This is a genomic window from Chryseobacterium wanjuense (assembly GCF_900111495.1).
GTDB lineage: Bacteria > Bacteroidota > Bacteroidia > Flavobacteriales > Weeksellaceae > Chryseobacterium > Chryseobacterium wanjuense.
Window position 1 is genome coordinate 1,503,212 of the sequence record NZ_FOIU01000001.1, and the last position, 22,322, is coordinate 1,525,533.

Here is a 22,322-nt window from a genome sequence, read left to right on the forward strand (position 1 = left end):
AACAAGCCAAAGCCCCATCAAACCCTTATTTTCACAAAACTTAAATATTTACGTATAAATAATGTGAGAAATATTTTGAAAAGTACGAAAAAGGATTATTTTTGCATTAATAATAAACTGAATTGAAGAAAATTGTCATTTTTTCATTGTTTCTATCAGGAATTGTTTCTTATGCACAAACAGGAACAAACGTTTATCCGTTCTTAAATATTCCTGTATCTGCAAGACAGGCTGCTTTGGGAGGAGACGCAATTTCTATCAGAGATCGTGATGTATCCTTTGCTATTGCAAACCCCTCTTTGCTGAATAAAGATTCTGATAACCAACTTTCTGTAAACGCGACAGCTTATCTGGCAGATTCAAAATACGGAACTATTGCCTATGCGAAAGATTTTGATAATGGTCACATGGCCACGATCAATGCACGCTACATGAGCTACGGAGATATTCCGAGAACGGATGAAAGCGGTTTTGAAAACGGTACTTTTAACGCTTCAGATGTAGCGATCGGAGCAGGATATGCTTATCAGTTTGAAGAAGACTGGACGATCGGCGGAGGAATTAATTTCATTACTTCAAAAATTGACAACTACACTTCTTCTGCTATTTCCGGAAACGCAGGCGTAACTTATCACAACAAAAAAAATAAGGAAACGGCTTCTTTGGTTTTCAGAAATTTCGGATATCAGTTTAAGTCTTTCAACGGGACAAGGGAAAATCTTCCGTTCCGTGTAGATTTGGGGTACACGAGAATTTTAAAGGCGATTCCGTTAGCTATCACCATTACAGCACACGATTTACAGGAATTTAATATTTCTTCTCAATACAACGTAAACGGACAGGAAGTGAATGTCGGCCGAAAAATTGCAGACCATTTCTCCGTAGGCGCAGAATTGTTTCCGGAAAAAGGGTTTAATATCAGATTAGGATATAATGTAAAAAGAGGAAATGAGCTTGCTGTGGCAGATCAGAGAAATTTTTCAGGGCTTTCTGCGGGGTTTGGTATTAAGATTGCCAGATTCAGGATAGATTATGCTCATGTGAGATATCATAATTCTACCAATGTCAATCAGATAGGGGTTTCTATAGACCTTACAAGCCATGCGGGATATTAATTTTAATTAAAAATATTTAACACTAAAATAAACGGAAGCCTTAAGAAAATCTCTTAAGGTTTCTTGATTTTTAAGAAAATTTCTTGAAATTTGCAGTATGAAAAAACCTGTAATCGCTATCGACGGGTACTCGTCTACCGGAAAAAGTTCAATATCTAAAGTCATCGCCGAAAAGCTGGGACTTATTCATCTGGATACAGGTGCACTTTACAGAGGAGTAACTTGGTTTGCGCTTCAGAATTGCCTTAATGAAGATGGTTCTATTAATCTCGATCACTTGTTTTCGTCATTTGACCAGATCGAACTGGAGTTTAAAAATGATCATGGAGAATTAATTCTTTTCCTTAATCATATCGATATTTCAAAAGCCATCCGTACCAACGAGGTTTCTGATAATGTAAGTTTTGTCGCAAAACAAAAGGAAGTAAGAGATTTTTTATTGCATTCTCAACGCTCTTTGGCAGAAAAAGGCGGCATTATCATGGACGGACGTGACATAGGGACAGTAGTTCTGCCAAATGCGGACTACAAATTTTTCCTGACAGCAAGTATTGACGAAAGAACAAAAAGACGCTACAATGAGCTGATTTCTTTAGGAATCGAGGCTGATGAACAACAGGTAAAAGAAAACCTGATAGAACGCGATAAGATTGATAGTGAGCGGGAAATCGCCCCATTGAAGCAGGCTGAAGACGCCATCGTGATCGACAATACCCATCTTACCAAACAGGAAACCATCGAAAGCATTTTATCTCATATCCAAAATATTTAACATTTTTTAATAGGATATTTTGCCCCTTTGGTATGCTAATTGTACGCATTAATACAGTAAAAACTAATATTATTTAACTATTAAAAAAAACGAAAAATGTCTAGAAAAAACAATACAGCGGGTATTTTGGCAGGACTTCTTGCAGGTGCTGCAGCAGGTGTAATTTTAGGAATGCTTTATGCTCCGGAAGAAGGTAAGGAAACTAGAAAGAAGATAAAAAATAAGGCTAATGATCTTAAAGATCAGGCTAAAAACAAATACGGAGAAGTTTCTGAAAAAGTAAAAGATCAGTATAGCAATATCTCTTCTACTTTCAAAGAAACAGCGAGCAGCGTTGCTCATACGGTAAAAGACGGATACGACAAATACAAAGATCAGATCGTTTCTAAGACTGCAGATGTAGTAAAAAATGTAGAATCTGAACTGAATGATCTAAAAAAATAAATAATTTATTTTTTAGGTAAATTATGAGAAGGAACTTTATACATGAAAGTTCCTTTTTTTGTAACTTTAAAAAAAAACAATGATTGAAACTATTAAAGAATATGCGTCGAAGAGAATCGATCTCCTGAAAATTGAAGCTACCGAAAAGTCTTCCCTTTCAGCCGGAATGATTACTTATTTTGTCGTATTGCTTGTAGCCTTTGGTTTTTTCATTATTCTGTTCAATTTCGGAATTGCGTTCCTTATAGGAAGAGCTTTGGGCGATCATTCCTATGGATTCCTTATTGTTGCGGCTTTTTATCTTTTAATAATGATTCTTGTTGTTATCTTTAAAAAGAGAATCGTAAACTATGTCGCAGATCAGGTTATTAAATTTTTAAATCATTAAAACTATGGGCAGAAAGTATGAGAGCTTAGAGGAACTGAGAAGAAAGAAAAAATTGTTGAAAGAAGAAATCGACGGTTTGGAAGATCTTCTTACATTCAAAAATACAAAAGAAAGTTTGAGTGCATTTACCAATGGTTTGACAGATCAGTATCTGCAGGAGAAAGTAGACGATGACGGTGAAGAAAAAGTTGTTCTCAGAAAAGATGTCATCGCAAAACAGATTACAACTGAAATAAAGGATGCATTCATCAATAAAAATACAGCGATGGGCATTGCCAATTCCGCATTCAAAGGAAATGCAATGGATGCGCTGATAAAATTAGGTGTAACGGCAATCGTAGGAAATTATGCCAAGAAAAACATGAGCAGCTCAAACTGGAAAAAGAAAGTTCTGGGTGCTGCCTTGATTTACCTGGCTCCTATCGCATTGAAATTCATCAGGAAGAAACTGGAAAATTATCAGAAAAATAAAAGTGTTTCGAGTATGGAACAGCTTATCTAATTGTTTTGGAGTTTTAGAGTCGGAGAGTTTTAGGGTTGAAAAAACTCAAACACTCCCACTCTAAAACCCTATTACACTCAAACTCGGAAGAGTTGTCCCAAAATAATTCCCGCCGCCATAGAAACATTCAGGCTTTCTGTAGATTGCGATTTTCCGAATCTAGGGATCATTATGCTTTTTTGAAGAAGTTCTTCCGTTTCCGGACGCATCCCGTTGCCTTCATTCCCAAGAATTAAATTAATTTTTTCAGGTTTTTGAAAAGTATAAATATTCTCCCCTTCCATATCCGTTCCTATATTTACATTTTCTGTTTTGGAAAGGTATTCGACTAAATTGGTATAAACGATATTCACCCTTGTAAAAGACCCCATCGTTGCCTGAATTACCTTAGGATTGTAGAAATCCACAGTATCTTCACTGCAGATAATCTGCTCGATTCCGAACCAGTCTGCCAGTCTGATGATCGTCCCGAGATTTCCCGGATCCTGAATTCCGTCAAGAATCAATTGAATATTTTTGTCTTCCGATTTTTTTTCCGTATTGATATGGCAAACAGCCACAGAATCTTTCGGATGTTGCAAAAAACTAATTTTTTTCAACTCATTCTCAGAGATATGAGTAACCGGTACATCCGAACGGCCTAATTTTTGCGGATCGGTAGAAAATATTTCTTTAATTTTAAAGTTAGAATTGTAAAGTTCACAAATGATTTTATTACCTTCAACCAAAAACAAATTGTATTTTTGTCTGAACTTCTTTTTATCTAAAGACTGTAAAACTTTTATTGTATGAGCTGTAAGCATTATAAGAATTCTCCTCAAAAGTATTATAAAATTATCTCATTTGCAACATTTGTTGGTTTCCTTTATGCATGCAGTACGACTAAAAAAGTTCCGGACGGCGAATACCTGCTTGTAAAAAACAATTTTGAATTTGAAGATAAAAAAGAACCTTTCGACAGTGAGCTGAAAGGCTACGTACAACAAAAACCGAATAAAAGACAGTTTCTGTTCATGCCTTTGAGTTTGTGGCTCTACAACGCTGCAAACCCGAAATACGATACCCTTCTGAATGAATACATGACGTATCCTAATGAATTAAGAGATCAAAAATTAAGAGACTCTCTATTCATTAAATATAATATGAAAAGCAGTGTCGGAAAAAGCCTGTTTTTCGACAGATTGTATCACAGCTGGGGTTCCGCTCCCGTCATTCTGGATCAGACCAAAACGGAAAAAGGTGCAGAATCTATTGAAAAAAGATTAACATATCGTGGATATTGGGATGCTGAAGTGAAATTTAAGCATGATCTGGACTCAGCTGCGAAAAAAGCAGCCGTTACCTATTTCATTACTCACAAAGATCCTACTTATATTAAAGAATATTATTACAATATTACCGATCCTAAGGTTAAAAATATTTATCAGCAAAAACTTCATGAGAGTCTGGTGAGACAAGGGCAAATCCTTGATCAGACAGTCCTTGAAAAAGAAGTGACCAGAATCAATGACCTGATGAGAGACTACGGTTACTATAAGTTTAACAGCCTTGGAGATGAAATTTATTTCGTGGCCGATTCTCTTAAAAGTAGAAAACAGGTTCCTTTAACACTGGAAATCCACAAAGATTCTCTCGATACTCCTTATAAAATGGCAACTATCGGAAATATAGATGTTGCGATTGTGGATGAAATGAATGATTATCCCAAAAATACAACGAAAGACAGCCTTCGCGGAATCAGATTTCATAAAGTGAATAATCAGTATAAGGATCGTGCCATCTGGAGAGCTATTACTGTTGGACCCAAACAGGTTTATGATCAGAAAAAGCTTGATCTTACAAAAAGGAACATATTGTCTATGAACAACTTCAGTATTCTTAAAGCAAGGGATTCTTTAAGACATGGTGGAGGAACTATTCCCAATGACAGTATTGTGGATGTCATGTATATTTTGAAACCGCTTCCGAAATATGAATTAAAAGTGGGAACGGATATTAATTATTCGCAGGTCCTGAACTTAGGGATTTCACCTTCGGTTGATTTGACGACAAGAAATATTTTTGGAGGGGCAGAAAACCTTTCTACCAGTCTTTCAGGGACATTTGGCTCGATCAGAAGTACAAAAGATATCAGCAAAAGGGTTTTAGCGTATGAGTTATCAGCTCAGGCTTCACTTAATTTCCCAAGACTACTGCTGCCATTTGATTATTATAAACTATTACCAAAAAGATACAGCCCTACTTCATCGATTGTTTTAGGAGCTTCAGTTCAGAACAATATCGGTTTGGGAAGGGTGAATTTTAATACAGGTTTAAATTATCTCGCAACCGTAAACGATAAAGTTTCCCACAGGCTTACTATTTTCAATACACAGCTGAGTTTAACTAAAAATAAAGATGCCTATTATGATTACTTCGTCAATGACAATGAGATCAGACAGGAAATTTTTGATAATTATTTTTTAGTTAGACCTAATATTGCTCAACAGTTTAGCTCCGGGCAATTGACTATCGACCAGGTTTCACAGCGAATCACGGAGGATTTGGATTATCAGCAAGGCTTAGATCAAGCGGGTATCGATCGTTATACAGCGTTTATCGGAACGTTGGTAAATAAAGACCGACAGACTCAGGATGTCTTGATTTCTTCATTAATTTATAATTTTGTTTATAATGAAATTGGAAAAAAAGATTATCCAAATGCTTTCTATTTTAACGGGAAAGTAGAATTAGCAGGAAATATTTTCAGCATTTTTAATCAGAAAAGAAATGATGGGGGAATTGTAACAAGCCCGGAAAGAACCATCTTCGGGATTCCTTATGCACAATTTGTAAAATTTGATTTTGATGTAAGAAAGTATTTTAAATTCAGCAAAAATACACTTGTTCTTCGGCAGTTTGTCGGTGTCGGAATTCCTTACGGAAACTCTTCGAATATGCCGGTAATCAGGTCTTATTTTAATGGTGGATCTAATGATATCAGGGCTTGGGTAGCTTTTGGAGGACTGGGACCTGCTGATTCTCAGGTTGATGAGAGGGTTCGTACATACATGACAGACAATTTGAAACTAACAACCAATATAGAATTCAGGGTTCCTTTCAACGATATGTATGAAGGCGCGCTTTTCACGGATATCGGTAACACATGGAGCTTGAAAAATTATAATGACGGTTACGGAGATGAGTTTAAATTTAATAAATTTCTAAGTCAGGTTGGTGTCGGTAGTGGATTTGGATTAAGGGTAAATGTGGCTTATATTACATTAAGACTGGACTTAGCCTATAAAATGTATGATCCGAACAAACCGGAAGGCGACAGATGGAGACTGAAATATTTTCAGCCATTCAAACCTACATTGAATATTGCGTTCGGTTATCCGTTCTAATCCGGGGAGATTCCCAGAGCAAAATATACCACAGCAACGGTTCTGGCCAAAATTTCCCTGAACTGGTTTCTGTAATAGCTTTCGGGCTTCATCACATCCTGTGCATCAAAACCCAGGGCATTCATATTGTTGTTCCTTGCAAAAAGCAGGGCACGAAGATTGTGAAAGCCCTGTGAAACAATGATCACATTATCTTTTTTATAAACATCTTTACAACGCAGAATGCTTTTATAAGTATTAAAACCTCTCGGATCTTCGATGATGATGTCTTCGGGCACCCCTTCCTGATAAATAAGATAATTTTTCATGGCTGCAGGCTCGTCGTATCCCTTGCTTTTCTCGCCGCTTACAATGATTTTTTTGATTTTTCCGTGATGGTAAAGAAGCGCAGTGGCATCCATTCTTTTGGTAAAATACGGATTCGACTGTCCCGATCTCATTTTCGGGGAAGTTCCCAACACAAGGGCAACTTCACGGGGCGGGATTTTTGAAATTTTCGTATACGTTCTGCCGTCTGTAAGGGCAAAAACCCATGCATTAGCGAGACATATCAACAGAATTCCTATTTCTACTGATATAAATGTAAGGTTAAATATGTTTTTTACGATTCTCAACTTAAATCAAAGTTAAGCTTTATTTTTTTGCTTTTAGGAATTGACATACAAGCCAATATATGATGTTTTCTTTCTTCTCTTTCCGTTAAATATTCATTTTCCAGCAGCTCCACTTCGCCTTCTTCCAAAATACATTCACAGCTTCCGCAAATACCTGATTTACAGGAATAAGGAACCGAAAAATTTTGAATCAATAATTGCTGAAGCAGTTTTTCTTTATTGTCGGGAAGCTCTGTACGATATTCTTTTCCCAACATTTTAAATTCAACTTCAATATTTTCAATCAACGGAAACTCTTTTTCAATAGGATAAATATCGTCATTATATTCTTCAAAAAGCTCAAAGTGAATATTTTTCTTTGGAATACCATGATGATAACAAGCATTAGCAAGCGTTTTTATCATCTCTCCTTTTCCGCAAATCAATACTTCATCCACAGCATCCCAGATAGTAGATTCTTCATCGGTATCATCTAAATGTAGAATCTGATTAATTATTAAACCTAATTTTTTATCATCCAATCTACCATGAAAGAAACTGTTAGAAGTTTTTTCCTGGGAAAAAAAGTAAAAAATCTGGAGCCTTTCGCCGCAGTTTCTAGCCAGATTATCTAATTCTTCTCTGTAAATTAAATCCTCATAAGTTTTATTTCCGTAGAATAAAAACAGCCTGGTTCTGGGTTCGTTATAAAGAATATTTTTGAAGTGACTTAAAATCGGGGTAATTCCTATCCCCGCTGCAAAGCCTACAATTGTCCGGAACTCGCTGGGTTTGGAAACTATTGTAAATCTACCGCTGGGTTCGCTTACCAATAAATGATCTCCAATATTATAATTTTTAATCAAATGGGAAGTCGGGCCATCAGGAGAATTCACTTTTATTCCCAATGCAATCTTTTGTTCATACGGAGCCGAAGTCATTGAATAATCATTAATGACATCTACCCCATTTGATTGAAATTTTACACTTACAAACTGGCCTGCATCAAACTTAAAATTTTCTTTCAAATTCTCAGGAATCTCGAATTCGAGAGAAAAAGTATTTTTGGTCAGTTCTTCCTTTTTCGTTATTTTTAGCCAGTGAAACTGCGTTAGTTTCCCCTTATAGATTTGTTGTTCCATACTTCAATTCAAAAATAGATAAAAAATAATTATGAAGAAGATAATTTTATCCACGTTGGTGGTGTTTACATTGGCAAGCTGTAAGAAAGAAAATCAAAAAATTGAAGAGAATACGGCTGCATCAGATTCTATATCGACACCTGCTCCGATAGCCGCTGCCCTGAAAATGGTGACTCCACAACAGGCTTCCGAATTTTTAAATAAAAAAAATGACACTTTATACGTCACCAATTTCTTTGCAACCTGGTGCGGACCTTGTGTAAGAGAAATTCCACATTTTAAAAATAAAATTCAGGAACTGAACGGAAAACCTGTAAAAATTACATTCGTGAGTTTAGACCAAAAAGAAGTCTGGAATTCTGAAGTTCCTCGTTTTGTCGATGAACAGGGAATTCGTAATCAAACGGTTCTGTTAGACGGACAGCTTTTGGATGGAAATTTTTTCAAAAATAATTTTAAGCAGTGGGACGGCGGTGCGATTCCTTTTACTTTCATGAGAAAAGGTGATAAAACTGACGAAACGTTGGGAATGATAAGTGAAGAGCAGCTTAACGAGAAAATTAATGCTCTTTTACAATAGGCTTCAGACTATTATAATGTCAAAAAAATTTAAAATCCTGTGTTTACTGTTGCTGATCGCGATTATTCTGACCGCGGTTTTTAACCTGAACACAGGATTTTTAAATTTACATCTTCAGGATTTTTTTACAGAATCATCCAATAGCCAGATTGCTGAAATTCGTATAAACCGTGTATTAGTCATGCTTTTGGCGGGAATTTCCATTCCGACTTCCGGTTTCCTGATGCAGGAATATTTTCAGAATCCTTTAGCCGGCCCGGATATTTTAGGAATCACTTCTGTGGCGAGTTTGTCGGTGGCATTTTATATATTTTTTTCATATAACATCACCCTTCCGGATTTACTTCAAAACAGCTTTTTAAGTTTTGCGGCAATTGGTGGAAGTTTTTTGCTGATGCTGGTTTTACTATCGATGTCTAATAAATTCCAGGACAAATCGTACTTAATTATTTTCGGATTTTTGGTCTCGGCTTTTGCGGGAGCGATTGTTTCCCTGCTTCAGTTTTATGCAGAAAATCAGAGCTTGAAAAACTATATTTTATGGTCTTTTGGAGCTAATAATATGGTTTCAAGAAATCAGATTTATGTATTGACAATTTTGGTGTTGACAGGATCATTTATTTGTTTTAAAACCATCAAACCGCTTATCGGAAATTCCTTAGGAAATTCATATGCCCAAAGTCTGGGAGTTAATCTGAATCGGTTAAAATTTTTAATTATTGCAGCCTCTTCCCTGCTTTCTGCATCGATTACGGCTTTTTTAGGCCCAATTTTATTCATCGGAATTATTGTTCCGCATTTTTGTAGGTTAATTTATAATCCTGCTAAACTGTGGCAGCAATGGATTCTGAATATGTTTTTAGGAATGCTGATCATGTTGTTGTTTTCCATCGTTGCAGAAAAAACGCAAGTTCCGTTGAATGTGATAAGTTCAATCTTTGGAATTCCTGTGATTTTGATGATGCTTTTGAAACAGAATAAAGTTTAGTTGTTGGTTTTTCGCAAAGGCGCAAAGTTATTTTTATAATTTTACGTCTTAAGGCGCAAGGATTTTATCTTTGATAAAATTTAGTAACGAGAATTATTACAGAGTTAATACGGCACAACACTTGCTGAAAATTTTTGATTTTCTTGCGCCTTAAAAACAGTATAAAATTAGAAATCTTTGCGTCTTTGCGAAAAACCAACAAAATATAAAAAAACACAACACGAATGACAGAAAATGAATTATCAAAGATTGTCTTTGAGACAGGGTTAAAAATTCACAAAAAATTAGGAGCAGGATTATTTGAATATGTTTATGAAGAATGTTTATTCTATGAACTAACAAAAGTTGGACTTTTAGTAGAAAAACAGAAATTACTTCCAATAGTATATGAGGAATTAAAAATTGAAAATGCATTCAGATTAGATATGATTGTCGAAAACAAATTAATTTTAGAAATTAAAACAGTCGAATATATTAATTCCATACATAAAGCTCAACTTCTAACTTATTTAAAGATGACAAATTGTAAATTAGGATTATTATTAAATTTTCAATCTGATGTTTTCAAAAATGGAGTAACAAGAATTGTAAACTTTTTATAATTTAAACGTGTGAAAATTTGACAAAGTCAAATTCCTTGCGCCTTAAAACACTATTTTTGTAAATTAATTTTGCGTCTTTGCGAAAACCAACAAAATGCACCTACAAATCAACCAGGCAAACATCGGCTACAACAAAAGCTTAATTTCAAATATAAATACAAATTTGAACTTAGGAGAAGTATGCTTACTGATTGGTAACAATGGTGTCGGGAAAACGACATTAATTAAATCGATTTTACATCAAATTCCTGTTTTAGGCGGAGAAATTTTCATTAACGATAAAAATGTAAAAAATCTTTCCGTTAAAGAAATTGCAGAAAACATTGCGGTTGTCTTTTCAAAATCAGTTATTCCTCAGAATTATACAGTGGAAGACCTGATTTCGCTGGGTAAATATATTTATTATCCTTTCTATTTTGAGCTTAAAAAAGAAGACAGAGAAGAAGTTTCGGAGATCATCACGGCTTTGGATTTAGATCAATACAAGCATACTTTATTGAGAAATCTTTCTGATGGAAATCTTCAGAAAGCGTTTATCGGACGAGCTTTAACGCAAAATTCTCCCATTATTATCCTTGATGAGCCGACAACGCATTTGGATGAAAAAAATAAAATAATTATTTTAAAAACACTCCGAAAACTGGCTCAGGAACAAAATAAACTGATCCTTTTTTCGTCCCACGACTGGCGTCTGGCAAAAGAATTTGCAGATAAAATATGGTATGTTAAAGACAGCCAATTGTATTCTGGGATGGTGGAGGATGTTTTGCTTCAGCATGATGAACTGATGAATCCTTCCCTATTTCAGATGAATGAAAATTTCGTAGCTCCAAAAATTATCGCACCAGATTTTTATAAAGAAATGCTGTATTCTTTACTTCAAAAAAACATCAATAAAGACCTTTCTTCATTCAATTTTGAATTTCAAAACGACTTTTGGTTAATTTCAAACGATTCGATCAAACAACAATGCGAATCTTTTGGAGAAATCATTAATTTCGTGAAAACCATTTACTAATACCCGTTTTTAGTTAGATATTTCATATACTATGCATGCATAGTATTATGCAAATCATACAATTTAATCCTTTTATTATCAGTGTATTAACAAATTTTAACATTAATAAATACTATGCATGCATAATATTTACTAAATTTGAATAAAACCATTCCCTAAAAAAATGATGGATAATAATAAGGACAAAATAGAAAACGTAGATTTAATTTTAAAACAGACTTGGTTAGCTGTTTCCAAAATGTACACAGAATTGGCTCAGGAACACGATTCTACGGCTGTTCAGGCTCTTACTCTTCTTAAAATAGATCCTAAAGAAGGAACAAGAAGTACAAACCTTGGTCCTAAAATGGCCATAGAACCAACCTCTCTTACAAGAATTATCAAGCTTCTGGAAGACAACGGATATATCTATAAGGAAAAAACGACTACCGATAAACGGGAAGTGATTATTAAGCTTACAGATAAAGGTCTGAATTCCAGGAATCTTTCTAAAGAAGTTGTTGTGAATTTCAACAAAAGAGTTATGGAAAAAATTGCGCCGGAAAAGCTGGAAACTTTCAAGGAAGTCATGACCGAGATCATGAAAATCGCTACAGATTTAAATAACAGAAAATAAATCTTGCGATACTATTCTGAAGGAAGAATTAATTAAAATTTTATACGAAATTCTTGATTGCACTTTATTTAATTCAGAATAACAAAAAATTAAAAACAATTACATAATAATAAATCAAATGAAAAGAAGAATCAAACACGTTACGGTTCTTGGTTCAGGAATTATGGGAAGCGGTATTGCAGCGCACTTTGCCAATATTGGTGTAGAAGTTTCGTTGCTGGATATCGTTCCTTTTGAACTGACTGAAGCAGAGCAGAAAAAAGGTTTGACCAAAGATGATAAAGCGGTAAGAAACAGAATCGCTTCTGAAAACTTTGAAAAACTGAAAAAAGCCAGTCCGGCGCTACTCTATTCGCCGAAATTCGCAGATAGAATAACAATCGGAAACTTTGATGATGATTTACCGAAAATAAAAAATACAGACTGGATTATTGAAGTGGTGGTTGAAAGACTCGACATCAAAAAATCTGTTTACGAAAAAATTGAGCAGTTCAGGAAACCCGGAACACTGATTTCTTCTAATACATCAGGAATTCCGATTCATCTTTTAACGGAAGGAAGAAGCGAAGATTTCAAGCATTATTTTGCAGGAACACACTTCTTTAATCCTGTAAGATATCTTCCTCTTTTAGAGATTATTCCAACCAACGATACGCTACCGGAAATCATTGATTTCTATATGAATTACGGAGCGAAATTCTTGGGAAAAACAACCGTTTTAGCAAAAGATACTCCTGCATTCATCGCTAACAGAATTGGAGTTTTCTCGATGATGGATTTACTTCATAATGTTCAGAAGTTAGGTTTAACCGTTTCGGAAGTTGATAAATTAACGGGTCCTGTGATCGGTCGTCCGAAATCTGCGACATTCAGAACGGCGGATGTTGTTGGGTTGGATACATTGGTGATGGTGGCAAACGGCGTTCGTCAAAGCGGTGCTGAAGCGAATGATTTCAACGATGTTTTTGCTCTTCCTGACTACATCCAGAAAATGGTTGATAATAAATGGTTGGGTTCTAAAACTGAACAGGGTTTCTACAAAAAAGTGAAAAATGCAGAAGGAAAATCTGAAATCCACGGATTGAATCTTGATACGTTGGAATACGAACTTCAAGGGAAATCTTCTTTCCCGACTTTAGAATTAACTAAAAATATTGACAAGCCGATTGACAGATTTAAAGTTTTAATTGGTGGGAAAGATAAAGCCGGAGAGCTTTACAGAAAATCTTTAGGCGCATTATTCGCTTATGTTTCGCATAAAGTTCCTGAAATTTCTGATGAAGTGTACAAAATCGATGATGCGATGAGAGCAGGTTTCGGTTGGGAAAACGGTCCGTTTGAAATCTGGGATGCTGTCGGCGTTCAGAAAGGTATCGAATTGGCTAAGGAAGCCGGTTATGAAGTTTCAGACTGGGTGAAAAATGTGGAAACTTTCTATAAAGTTAATGATGAAGGACAAAGCATTTATGTTGATAAAAACTCCGGTGAATACAACAAAATTCCTGGACAGGATGCCTTCATTATTTTAGATAATATCAGAAAAAATAAAACACTTTGGAGTAATTCAGGAGCTGCGATTGAAAATTTAGGCGACGGAATTATCAACTTCGAGATTCGTTCTAAAATGAATTCTCTTGGAGGTGAGGTGTTGGACGGATTAAATAGAGCGATTGATTTAGCGGAAAAAGAATACGACGGTTTAGTGATTGGAAATCAAGGCACAAATTTCTCTGTTGGAGCCAATTTAGCCATGATTTTAATGATGGCCATCGAACAGGATTGGGATGATTTGAATATGGCGATCGCTTATTTCCAAAAATCGATGATGAGAGTTCGTTACTCTTCTATTCCTGTTGTAGTTGCTCCTCACGGAATGACCCTTGGTGGTGGTTGCGAAATGACCATGCATGCCGACCGAGTGGTTGCCGCAGCAGAAACGTACATCGGATTGGTAGAAACCGGAGTTGGTGTAATTCCCGGCGGTGGCGGAACGAAAGAATTGACGTTGAGAACTTCAAGAGAATTCCACAGTGATGATGTTAAAAACAACAGGCTTCGTGAAGCTTTCATGAACATCGCAATGGGTAAAGTAGCCACTTCCGCTTATGAAGCCTACGATATGGGAATTCTTGAAAAAGGTAAAGATATCGTTTCCGTAAGCAAAAACAGACAGATTGCAGAAGCTAAAAAGGTTGCAAAATTATTAGCTGAGCAAGGTTATACTCAACCGATCGAACAGAAAGTAAAAGTTCTTGGTAAAGATGCCTTGGGAATGTTCTACGTAGGAACTGACCAGATGTTAACCGGACATTATATCTCTGAACACGACAAAAAAATTGCAGATAAATTAGCCAACGTCATGGTCGGAGGAAATCTTTCTGAACCAACGGTCGTTACCGAACAATATTTATTGAACCTTGAAAGAGAGACATTCTTACAGCTTTGTGGTGAGAGAAAAACGTTGGAGAGAATTCAGTATATGTTACAAAATGGAAAACCTTTGAGAAATTAATGGAGAGCTCCGTAGGAGCGAACTGTTAATAGCAGAACGAGTAGCGAATTTTTTAGAGCCTCGTAGAGGCGACCTGATAATGGACGACCACATTAATTTTATGGCAAACACGTACACACAAATTTATATTCAAATTGTTTTCGCTGTCAAAGGAAGACAAAACCTGATTTCAAAAGAAAACAGAGAAGAATTACATAAATTTATTGCAGGTATTGTTTCCAATAGAAATCAAAAATTATTCGCAGTTTTTGCAATGCCTGACCATGTGCACATTCTTGTAAGTATGAGTCCGACAGGTTCAATTTCAGATTTGGTAAGGGATATTAAAGCGGGTTCTTCAAAGTTCATTAATGAAAAAGGATGGACAAAAGGAAAATTCAGCTGGCAGGAAGGTTATGGTGCATTCTCTTATTCTAAAAGCAGTGTTGATTCGGTTGTAAAGTATATTTTAAACCAGGAAGAACATCATAAAAAGAAAACATTTCAAGAAGAATATTTGGATTTTATGGAAAAATTTGAAATTGAATACGATCCAAAATATTTATTTGAATGGATGGAAAATTAACAGGTCGCTCCTACGGAGCTCCGCAAAGCAAAACAAAACAAACAAAGCTATGAACAGTTTACCTCTACGAGGCAAAACTCTCAAAAAAATAAATTAATCAATAAAAAATATGAAAACAGCATATATAGTAAAAGGTTTCAGAACTGCCGTTGGAAAAGCTCCAAAAGGAAGTTTAAGATTCACGAGACCCGATGTAATGGCGGCAACCGTAATTGAAAAATTAATGGCTGAACTTCCGCAATTAGACAAAAACAGAATCGATGACCTTATCGTAGGAAATGCGATGCCGGAAGCTGAACAAGGCTTAAACGTGGCGCGTTTGATCTCTTTGATGGGACTAAATACAGACAAAGTTCCCGGAGTTACGGTCAACAGATATTGTGCATCAGGAAGTGAGGCGATTGCGATTGCTTCTGCAAAAATTCAGGCAGGAATGGCCGATTGCATTATTGCAGGAGGTACAGAATCAATGTCTTACATTCCGATGGGAGGTTACAAACCGGTTCCTGAGACGGATATGGCAAAAACAAATCCTGACTATTACTGGGGAATGGGTTACACTGCGGAAGAAGTTGCAAAACAGTACAATATCACGAGAGAAGAACAGGATCAGTTCGCTTTTGAATCTCATATGAAAGCTTTAAAAGCCAATGCAGAAGGCAGATTTAAGAATCAGATTGTTCCGATTCCTGTTGAGTATAACTTCCTGGATGAAAACCAGAAAATGCAGACCAAAAAGTTTGACTTTTCAGTGGATGAAGGTCCGAGAGCAGATACTTCTTTAGCTGGTTTGGCAAAATTAAGACCTGTTTTCGCCAACGGAGGAAGCGTAACTGCCGGAAACTCTTCTCAAATGAGTGACGGGGCAGCTTTCGTAATGGTGATGAGCGAAGAAATGGTAAAAGAATTAGGTCTTGAGCCAGAAGCAAGATTGGTGGCTTATGCAGCCGCAGGTCTTGAACCAAGAATCATGGGAATGGGACCGATTTATGCCATTCCAAAAGCTTTGAAACAGGCAGGTTTAGAATTAAAAGATATTGAATTAATCGAATTAAATGAAGCATTCGCATCACAATCTGTTGCCATTAAAAAAGAATTAGGCTTAAATCCTGATATTTTAAATGTAAACGGCGGTGCAATCGCTCTTGGTCACCCACTTGGATGTACCGGAACAAAATTAACGGTTCAGCTTCTTGACGAAATGAGAAAACGCGGAAACAAATACGGAATGGTTTCAATGTGCGTGGGAACAGGACAAGGAGCAGCGAGTATTTTTGAGCTTCTTTAAAGACAATAAGAGAATAGACAGATAGATAATAGATTAGAAACACAAGAAATGATGAATGATTTTAAAAGACACAATTTTAAAAAACTTAAAATTTGGCAGATGAGTATGGAATTATCAAAATTAACATTAGACCTTACTGATACTTTTTCAACTTATGAAAAATACGGTTTGAAAAGCCAAATGGATCGATGTTCAATCTCTATTCCTTCCAATATAGCTGAAGGATCAAGCAGAACAAATAAGTCTTTTAGTCATTTTTTAGATATTTCTTTAGGTTCTTCTTTTGAATTGCAAACACAAATATTGTTAGCAAATCACAGAAAATATTTATCTGATGAAAAGTGTGAAATCTTTGAAAGTAAAATTGAAGAATTTCAAAGAGCAACAATGGTATTTCAGAATATGCTTAACAGATCAGATGAATAGATCATAGACTGATGAAAAATAGACAATCAAATATAGTTTTACACAGACTAAAAAGTCTATCCTCTATCCGTCTATTATCTAAAAGTCTAAAAAAAAATAATAATTAAAAAAATCAAGTATTAAATGGGAAATATATTAAAAGGCGGTGAATTCCTTATCAGAGAAATTCCTGCAAACGAAATTTTCAGTCTTGAAGAACTGAGTGAAGAACAAAAAATGCTTCGCGATTCTGCGAAAGAATTCATTGATAGAGAGGTTGTTCCGCAGCACGATCGTTTTGAGAAAAAAGATTATGCATTAACGGAAGAAACCATGCGCAAATTAGGCGAAATGGGACTCTTGGGAATCACCGTTCCCGAACAATACGGCGGTCTTGGAATGGGATTCGTAAGCACCATGTTGGCTTGTGACTATGTTTCAGGTGGAAACGGTTCATTAGCAACGGCTTACGGAGCACATACGGGAATCGGTACGCTGCCTGTTCTTTTGTACGGAACCGAAGAATTGAAAAATAAATACCTTCCGGATTTGGCGACAGGAACAAAATTCGGAGCGTATTGCCTTACTGAGCCGGATGCAGGTTCTGATGCCAACTCAGGAAAAACAAGAGCAAAATTGTCTGAAGATGGGAAACATTACATCATCAACGGACAGAAAATGTGGATTTCAAATGCAGGTTTTGCAGATACTTTCACTTTGTTTGCGAAAATTGATGACGATAAAAATATCACAGGTTTTATCATTAACAAATCCGAATTGGAGAACCCGGAAAGCCTTACTTTCGGTGAGGAAGAGCACAAATTAGGAATCCGTTCCTCTTCTACCCGTCAGGTTTTCTTTAATGATATGAAAATTCCTGTTGGAAATATGCTGGGCGAAAGAAACAACGGTTTCAAAATCGCTTTAAATGCATTAAATGTAGGAAGAATTAAACTCGCTGCCGCGAATCTTGACGGACAGAGAAGAATCCTGAACCACTCGATTCAGTATTCAAACGAAAGAAAACAGTTTGGCGTTTCGATCTCGACTTTCGGGGCGATCAGAAAGAAAATTGCTGAAATGGCAACAGGAGTTTTTGTAAGTGAAGCCGGTTCTTACCGTTTGGCAAAAAATGTGGAAGATAAAATTGCAGAATTAGTTGCTGGCGGAATGGATCATCAGCAAGCTGAATTAAAAGGTGTTGAAGAATTCGCGGTAGAAGCTTCTATCCTTAAAGTTTTTGTTTCAGATCTTACTCAAAATACAGCCGATGAAGGAATCCAGATCTATGGAGGAATGGGATTCTCAGAAGACACGCCAATGGAATCTGCTTGGAGAGATGCCAGAATCGGAAGAATTTATGAAGGAACCAACGAAATCAACAGGCTTTTAGCGGTTGGAATGCTGATCAAGAGAGCAATGAAAGGAGAATTAGACTTATTATCTCCGGCAATGGCAATCAGCAAAGAATTGATGGGAATTCCGTCGTTTGAAGTTCCTGATTATTCTGCATTTATGAGTGAAGAAAAAGCAATTATCGCCAACCTTAAAAAAGTATTTTTAATGGTTTCCGGAGCTGCTCTTCAAAAATATATGATGGATATTGAGAAACAGCAACATTTATTGTTAAATGCTTCTGAAATTCTGAACCAGATCTACATGGCAGAATCTGCAGTGTTGAGAGCTGAAAAACACTTCTCCGCCGATTCTGTGGAAGCGGCAATGGCTCAGCTGAACCTTTACAAAGCTGTTGAAAAAATCGTGGTTGCAGCCAAAGAAGGAATTGTTTCTTTCGCGGAAGGCGACGAACAGAGAATGATGCTTTCCGGTCTTAGAAGATTCACAAAATATACCAACAACCCGAATGTTGTAGCCTTGACAGAAAAAGTGGCTGCCCATTTCATCGGGAAAGGACATTATTAATGACTTCACATAAATTGATTATTTTTTTGATACTAAAAAGCGCTTCTTATAAGGAAGCGCTTTTGTTTTTTGATTAATTAATAATAAAATTAATTTTTAATGATCTTCCTGGTTATAGATCCTTTTGCGGTATTAATTTTAACCATATAAATTCCATTTTCTAAGGTGCTTACTTCTATTCGATTTTTCCCTTTATGGTCTTTTAAAATCAGCTTTCCGGAAAGATCAAATATTTCTACAGAGTCGATTTTATCCTCAGCTTTAATGTTGATAAAATCAGGAGTTGGATTTGGAAAAATATTGATAAAACTTTTTGAAGAAACTTCTGATGTTCCAAGAGTACCACCGGCATTGGTAATTTTAATATTATCTACTGAACATGAAAGATTAGTTCCTGGGTTCTGCCAATCACTAAAAGAAAAATTAATCATATTAAAATCTGTGACCTGAGCATCGGAGATAGTTATGATCCCGACAGACAGATTATTGATGAAATATTCTACCGTTCTCGCCGTCAGATCTACAACAACTTTATAGTTATTCCATTGCCCGGGAGTAGCCGTAAAACCGGTACTGACAGGTGAAAATGGAGCTGTGTGAACATTTCCGTCAGGTAAAATATAGAATCCTGCAAAATGGGAAAACATACCACTCTTTTTAAATCCTATTAAATATTGTGATTCATTTAGAGTATCAATTTTAAAATCAAAGGAATATTCTGTTTTATTGTAGCCTGTAAATGTTTGCTGAACATATCTGTTATTTCCTCTACCTTCAATTTTCAGATAATTATTTCCGTGCGTAGCAGCTCCGGTATTCATTATTTCAGAAGAAAACGGTGGAGTCATAGAAAAACGTTCCCATTCGTTTTGTGAATGGATATCTCCTAAAGAATACCCTTCCGAGGTTTCAAAAGAGATGGTTTGAGTTTGAGCATACGTGTTGAAATTGATTAAAAGAATTAATAACGCTAATAAATTTTTTTTCATTTTAAATAAATTTTTAAATTAAAATAATCGCATATTCTAGCCTATAGAAAACATATTTTTGTTTTCCATCTTTTTTGAAGGCGATAAAATTGGCCGATATGAGCTGTCAAAAAGGAGAAGCAAAATTACTTTCTTAGTGAATGAAGATCACTACTCTATTTTTTCGATACGATATAAATACTTGTAAACCAATTCAATAATTAATTTAAAATGTTAAAATGCAGTATAATACCATCTGCGAGATTACATATAATTCATCAAAAAAAGTAGAAACAAAGTATCAGTAAACTACTCCAATGGCAACAAAATCCTACACTCGATTGAATGATTATTAATGGAAAATGAAAAAATAATTCTTTCATCATGAAAGGAAAATATTAATGAATCTACATAAAATTGATTATTTTTTGATAAGCAAAAAGCATTTCTTTTAGGAAGCGTTTTTGTTTTTTGAAAAACCACTTTTAAGTGAAGAATTTATTTTTTATTTTCGTCCCAGATTTTTAACGTAAAAAATATAAAGCATTAGCTTTTCTTGTTCTGGTAAAACTGGTAATTTTCAAAATGTACAAGAAGTTGCGATGCTCACGCCTTGGCGTGGGCTTGTTTATTTGTACATTAGGTATACCAGTGCCTCCAGAACAATAGACATAGTTCCACGCTTTTTTCGTGCAATAAAGTCTGGAACATGAACAAATTTTTATGAACCATCTGTTTTACTCTGCGTATTAAAAGGAAAGCATAGAGAGTTTTAAAAATAGGTAGGGATTGAAACATTTAAAACAAAAAAGGTTGGACTCGCCGAAAACCAGCCTTCCGAAAGGAGAAATTAATGTATCAACATTGATATTTTAATACAATAAGTAGGAAATGATTCTAAAAACACTTTAAAAAAATGAAAAAAACATTATTAACAATTTGCTTTTTGGGCGCTGTCGCAGTGTCTGCTTTTCCCTTTAGAACGTCCTGTGGAAGTGTTGTAAATGTATCAGAAGGAATTACATTTTATACTGATGATACATTACAAGAAGCTTTAGCAAGTTTAGATAGATTTCTTTGTAATTCTAACACACAGGCTTCACAAATTGTAGTTTACGGACATTAAATTTTAAATGGTAGTTACTTCGGTAACTACCACATTTAACTATGAAATATTATTTAATTATTATGATATTTTTATTTACAAAAGTATCATCCCAGATAAAATTCAATGTAGAATATGAGGCAGATTATGAATTAAATTATAAAGATTATAACACCTCAAATGCCGTAACAAATAAAACAACTTTTGCATTATTGCTTAATAAAAATGAATCATATTTTAAAAATATGAATAAATATATAAAAGATTCTTTAGTATATGAAAAGTCAATTATTTTGTCTGGAAATGCTTATAAAGATATGAAGATGACGGGAAAATATTATACTGAGTTTCCGGAAACTATCGGGATTACGTCTTCTAAGATATATGTAAGTCTTGTTGCATTTGATAGTTATTTTAAATATGAAGAAGATAATAATATAAACTGGCAATTGCAGAATGATTTTAAAACAATAGGAAAATATAAAGTTCAAAAAGCAACAGCTAAAAAATATGGAAGAATGTGGATAGCATGGTTTGCAAAGGATATTCCTTTTCCTTTTGGGCCTTACAAATTCAGTGGTTTACCGGGTCTTATTTTAGAAGTATATGATGATAAAAATGATTATCACTATTCATTGTATAAATTTGGAAAGAGAAAATATGTCTGCAATTCAGCGAATATGTATAAAAATGCAAAACTAGTTGATAAATCAAAAATATTTGACTACAAAAGAAGATCTTTGCTAGATATCAATAAATATAAACAAATGATTGATGATCCTGAAGTTATCCAAACTATTACAAAAAGAGCTCCAGTTGTAGCTAAAACTTATAATCCAATAGAATTATCAATTTATTAAAAATTCAATAAACAAAAACATCTCTGTCTGAGGTGTTTTTTATTTTAAAAAAAATATTTATTTTTATTAAAAAATTCACACTAATGAGATTATTATAAAACAGAAAATTCTAAATAAAAACTTACAACCAAATCAAACAAATTAGTAGACTATGGGAAAATTTATTATCACAAAAAGAAACAACAACGAGTATCAATTCAATTTAAAAGCGGTAAACGGACAGGTGATTTTGACAAGTCAGGGATATGCTTCAAAACCTTCGTGTGAAAACGGCATCGATTCGGTAAAGAAAAACTCACGCGACAATTCAAATTTCGAAAGAAACAAAGCAAAAGACGAGCGATGGTATTTCAATTTGAAGGCCACCAACGGACAAATCATCGGCACCAGCCAAATGTACGAATCGGAAAACGGCATGGAAAACGGTATAGAATCAGTACAAAACAACGCTCCGAATGCGACGGTGGAAGATGAAACTATTAATTAATTGTAATAATTGAAAATAAAATTTATTTTAATGTCTCAATATGTTGGGGCATTTTTTATTTTT

General features: G+C 35.1%; 23 protein-coding genes. 19 read left to right on the forward strand and 4 right to left on the reverse strand.

What is annotated here, in order from left to right:
* Positions 1–122: 122 nt before the first annotated feature.
* The 5 genes from porQ (at position 123) to BMX24_RS06925 (ending at position 3,221) form a co-directional block, all read left to right on the forward strand.
* Positions 123–1,115: a type IX secretion system protein PorQ gene (gene porQ / locus BMX24_RS06905; protein ID WP_089791305.1), complete on the forward strand. Its 993-nt coding sequence runs from the start codon at positions 123–125 to the stop codon at positions 1,113–1,115.
* Between the two features lie 97 nt (positions 1,116–1,212).
* Positions 1,213–1,887 (forward strand): (d)CMP kinase, encoded by a 675-nt coding sequence (gene cmk / locus BMX24_RS06910; protein WP_089791306.1) that lies wholly within the window; start codon positions 1,213–1,215, stop codon positions 1,885–1,887.
* 96 nt (positions 1,888–1,983) lie between these two features.
* Positions 1,984–2,331 carry a YtxH domain-containing protein gene (locus tag BMX24_RS06915; protein ID WP_089791307.1) on the forward strand — a complete coding sequence of 116 codons (348 nt, stop codon included), beginning with the start codon at positions 1,984–1,986 and terminating at the stop codon, positions 2,329–2,331.
* Between the two features lie 79 nt (positions 2,332–2,410).
* Positions 2,411–2,719, forward strand: coding sequence for a phage holin family protein (locus tag BMX24_RS06920; RefSeq protein WP_089791308.1), 309 nt, complete (start codon positions 2,411–2,413; stop codon positions 2,717–2,719).
* A 4-nt stretch (positions 2,720–2,723) separates the two neighbouring features.
* A complete protein-coding gene (locus tag BMX24_RS06925) occupies positions 2,724–3,221 on the forward strand; it encodes a phosphoribosyl-ATP pyrophosphatase (protein WP_089791309.1) in 498 nt (165 codons plus the stop codon).
* A 77-nt stretch (positions 3,222–3,298) separates the two neighbouring features.
* On the opposite strand, the gene BMX24_RS06930 is transcribed toward BMX24_RS06925, so the two are convergent.
* Positions 3,299–4,024, reverse strand: coding sequence for a TrmH family RNA methyltransferase (locus BMX24_RS06930; protein WP_089791310.1), 726 nt, complete (start codon positions 4,022–4,024; stop codon positions 3,299–3,301).
* On the opposite strand from BMX24_RS06930, the gene tamL reads away from it, so the two are divergent.
* On the forward strand, positions 4,010–6,607 hold the full coding sequence (gene tamL, locus BMX24_RS06935) for a translocation and assembly module lipoprotein TamL (protein ID WP_089791311.1): 2,598 nt from the start codon (positions 4,010–4,012) through the stop codon (positions 6,605–6,607). The two genes, BMX24_RS06930 and tamL, sit on opposite strands and share 15 nt — an antisense overlap.
* Here the strand turns inward: tamL and BMX24_RS06940 are convergent.
* Together BMX24_RS06940 and BMX24_RS06945 are read right to left on the reverse strand one after the other, a co-directional pair.
* Positions 6,604–7,221, reverse strand: coding sequence for a SanA/YdcF family protein (locus BMX24_RS06940; RefSeq protein WP_089791312.1), 618 nt, complete (start codon positions 7,219–7,221; stop codon positions 6,604–6,606). The two genes, tamL and BMX24_RS06940, sit on opposite strands and share 4 nt — an antisense overlap.
* Positions 7,218–8,342: an iron-sulfur cluster-binding domain-containing protein gene (locus BMX24_RS06945; protein ID WP_089791313.1), complete on the reverse strand. Its 1,125-nt coding sequence runs from the start codon at positions 8,340–8,342 to the stop codon at positions 7,218–7,220. The genes BMX24_RS06940 and BMX24_RS06945 overlap by 4 nt, the downstream gene beginning before the upstream one ends.
* Positions 8,343–8,373: 31 nt before the next feature.
* Between BMX24_RS06945 and BMX24_RS06950 the strand changes: the two genes are divergently transcribed.
* The 10 genes from BMX24_RS06950 to BMX24_RS06995 all read left to right on the forward strand — a co-directional run bounded on the left by BMX24_RS06950 (position 8,374) and on the right by BMX24_RS06995 (position 18,839).
* Positions 8,374–8,922, forward strand: a complete 549-nt coding sequence (locus BMX24_RS06950; RefSeq protein ID WP_089791314.1) for a TlpA family protein disulfide reductase — start codon at positions 8,374–8,376, stop codon at positions 8,920–8,922.
* Positions 8,923–8,938: 16 nt separating this feature from the next.
* Positions 8,939–9,910: a FecCD family ABC transporter permease gene (locus BMX24_RS06955; RefSeq protein WP_170835669.1), complete on the forward strand. Its 972-nt coding sequence runs from the start codon at positions 8,939–8,941 to the stop codon at positions 9,908–9,910.
* Between the two features lie 224 nt (positions 9,911–10,134).
* Positions 10,135–10,512 (forward strand): GxxExxY protein, encoded by a 378-nt coding sequence (locus BMX24_RS06960; protein WP_089791315.1) that lies wholly within the window; start codon positions 10,135–10,137, stop codon positions 10,510–10,512.
* 94 nt (positions 10,513–10,606) lie between these two features.
* Positions 10,607–11,530, forward strand: coding sequence for an ABC transporter ATP-binding protein (locus BMX24_RS06965; protein ID WP_089791316.1), 924 nt, complete (start codon positions 10,607–10,609; stop codon positions 11,528–11,530).
* Positions 11,531–11,696: 166 nt separating this feature from the next.
* The gene (locus BMX24_RS06970; protein WP_089792801.1) at positions 11,697–12,146 is read left to right on the forward strand and encodes a MarR family winged helix-turn-helix transcriptional regulator; all 450 of its coding nucleotides are present in this window, start codon (positions 11,697–11,699) and stop codon (positions 12,144–12,146) included.
* Between the two features lie 118 nt (positions 12,147–12,264).
* Entirely contained in the window at positions 12,265–14,658 is a 2,394-nt protein-coding gene (locus BMX24_RS06975) for a 3-hydroxyacyl-CoA dehydrogenase/enoyl-CoA hydratase family protein (RefSeq protein ID WP_089791317.1), read from the forward strand.
* A 100-nt stretch (positions 14,659–14,758) separates the two neighbouring features.
* Positions 14,759–15,223, forward strand: coding sequence for an IS200/IS605 family transposase (gene tnpA / locus BMX24_RS06980; protein WP_089792803.1), 465 nt, complete (start codon positions 14,759–14,761; stop codon positions 15,221–15,223).
* 109 nt (positions 15,224–15,332) lie between these two features.
* Positions 15,333–16,511, forward strand: a complete 1,179-nt coding sequence (locus tag BMX24_RS06985) for a thiolase family protein (protein WP_089791318.1) — start codon at positions 15,333–15,335, stop codon at positions 16,509–16,511.
* Positions 16,512–16,562: 51 nt separating this feature from the next.
* A complete protein-coding gene (locus tag BMX24_RS06990; RefSeq protein WP_089791319.1) occupies positions 16,563–16,937 on the forward strand; it encodes a four helix bundle protein in 375 nt (124 codons plus the stop codon).
* 123 nt (positions 16,938–17,060) lie between these two features.
* Entirely contained in the window at positions 17,061–18,839 is a 1,779-nt protein-coding gene (locus BMX24_RS06995; protein WP_089791320.1) for an acyl-CoA dehydrogenase family protein, read from the forward strand.
* 89 nt (positions 18,840–18,928) lie between these two features.
* On the opposite strand, the gene BMX24_RS07000 is transcribed toward BMX24_RS06995, so the two are convergent.
* Entirely contained in the window at positions 18,929–19,828 is a 900-nt protein-coding gene (locus BMX24_RS07000) for a T9SS type A sorting domain-containing protein (RefSeq protein ID WP_089791321.1), read from the reverse strand.
* Positions 19,829–20,723: 895 nt separating this feature from the next.
* On the opposite strand from BMX24_RS07000, the gene BMX24_RS07005 reads away from it, so the two are divergent.
* The 3 genes from BMX24_RS07005 (at position 20,724) to BMX24_RS07015 (ending at position 22,259) form a co-directional block, all read left to right on the forward strand.
* A complete protein-coding gene (locus BMX24_RS07005; protein ID WP_089791322.1) occupies positions 20,724–20,933 on the forward strand; it encodes a hypothetical protein in 210 nt (69 codons plus the stop codon).
* 41 nt (positions 20,934–20,974) lie between these two features.
* A complete protein-coding gene (locus BMX24_RS07010; protein ID WP_089791323.1) occupies positions 20,975–21,772 on the forward strand; it encodes a GLPGLI family protein in 798 nt (265 codons plus the stop codon).
* A 151-nt stretch (positions 21,773–21,923) separates the two neighbouring features.
* Positions 21,924–22,259 carry a YegP family protein gene (locus BMX24_RS07015; RefSeq protein ID WP_089791324.1) on the forward strand — a complete coding sequence of 112 codons (336 nt, stop codon included), beginning with the start codon at positions 21,924–21,926 and terminating at the stop codon, positions 22,257–22,259.
* Positions 22,260–22,322: the final 63 nt, after the last annotated feature.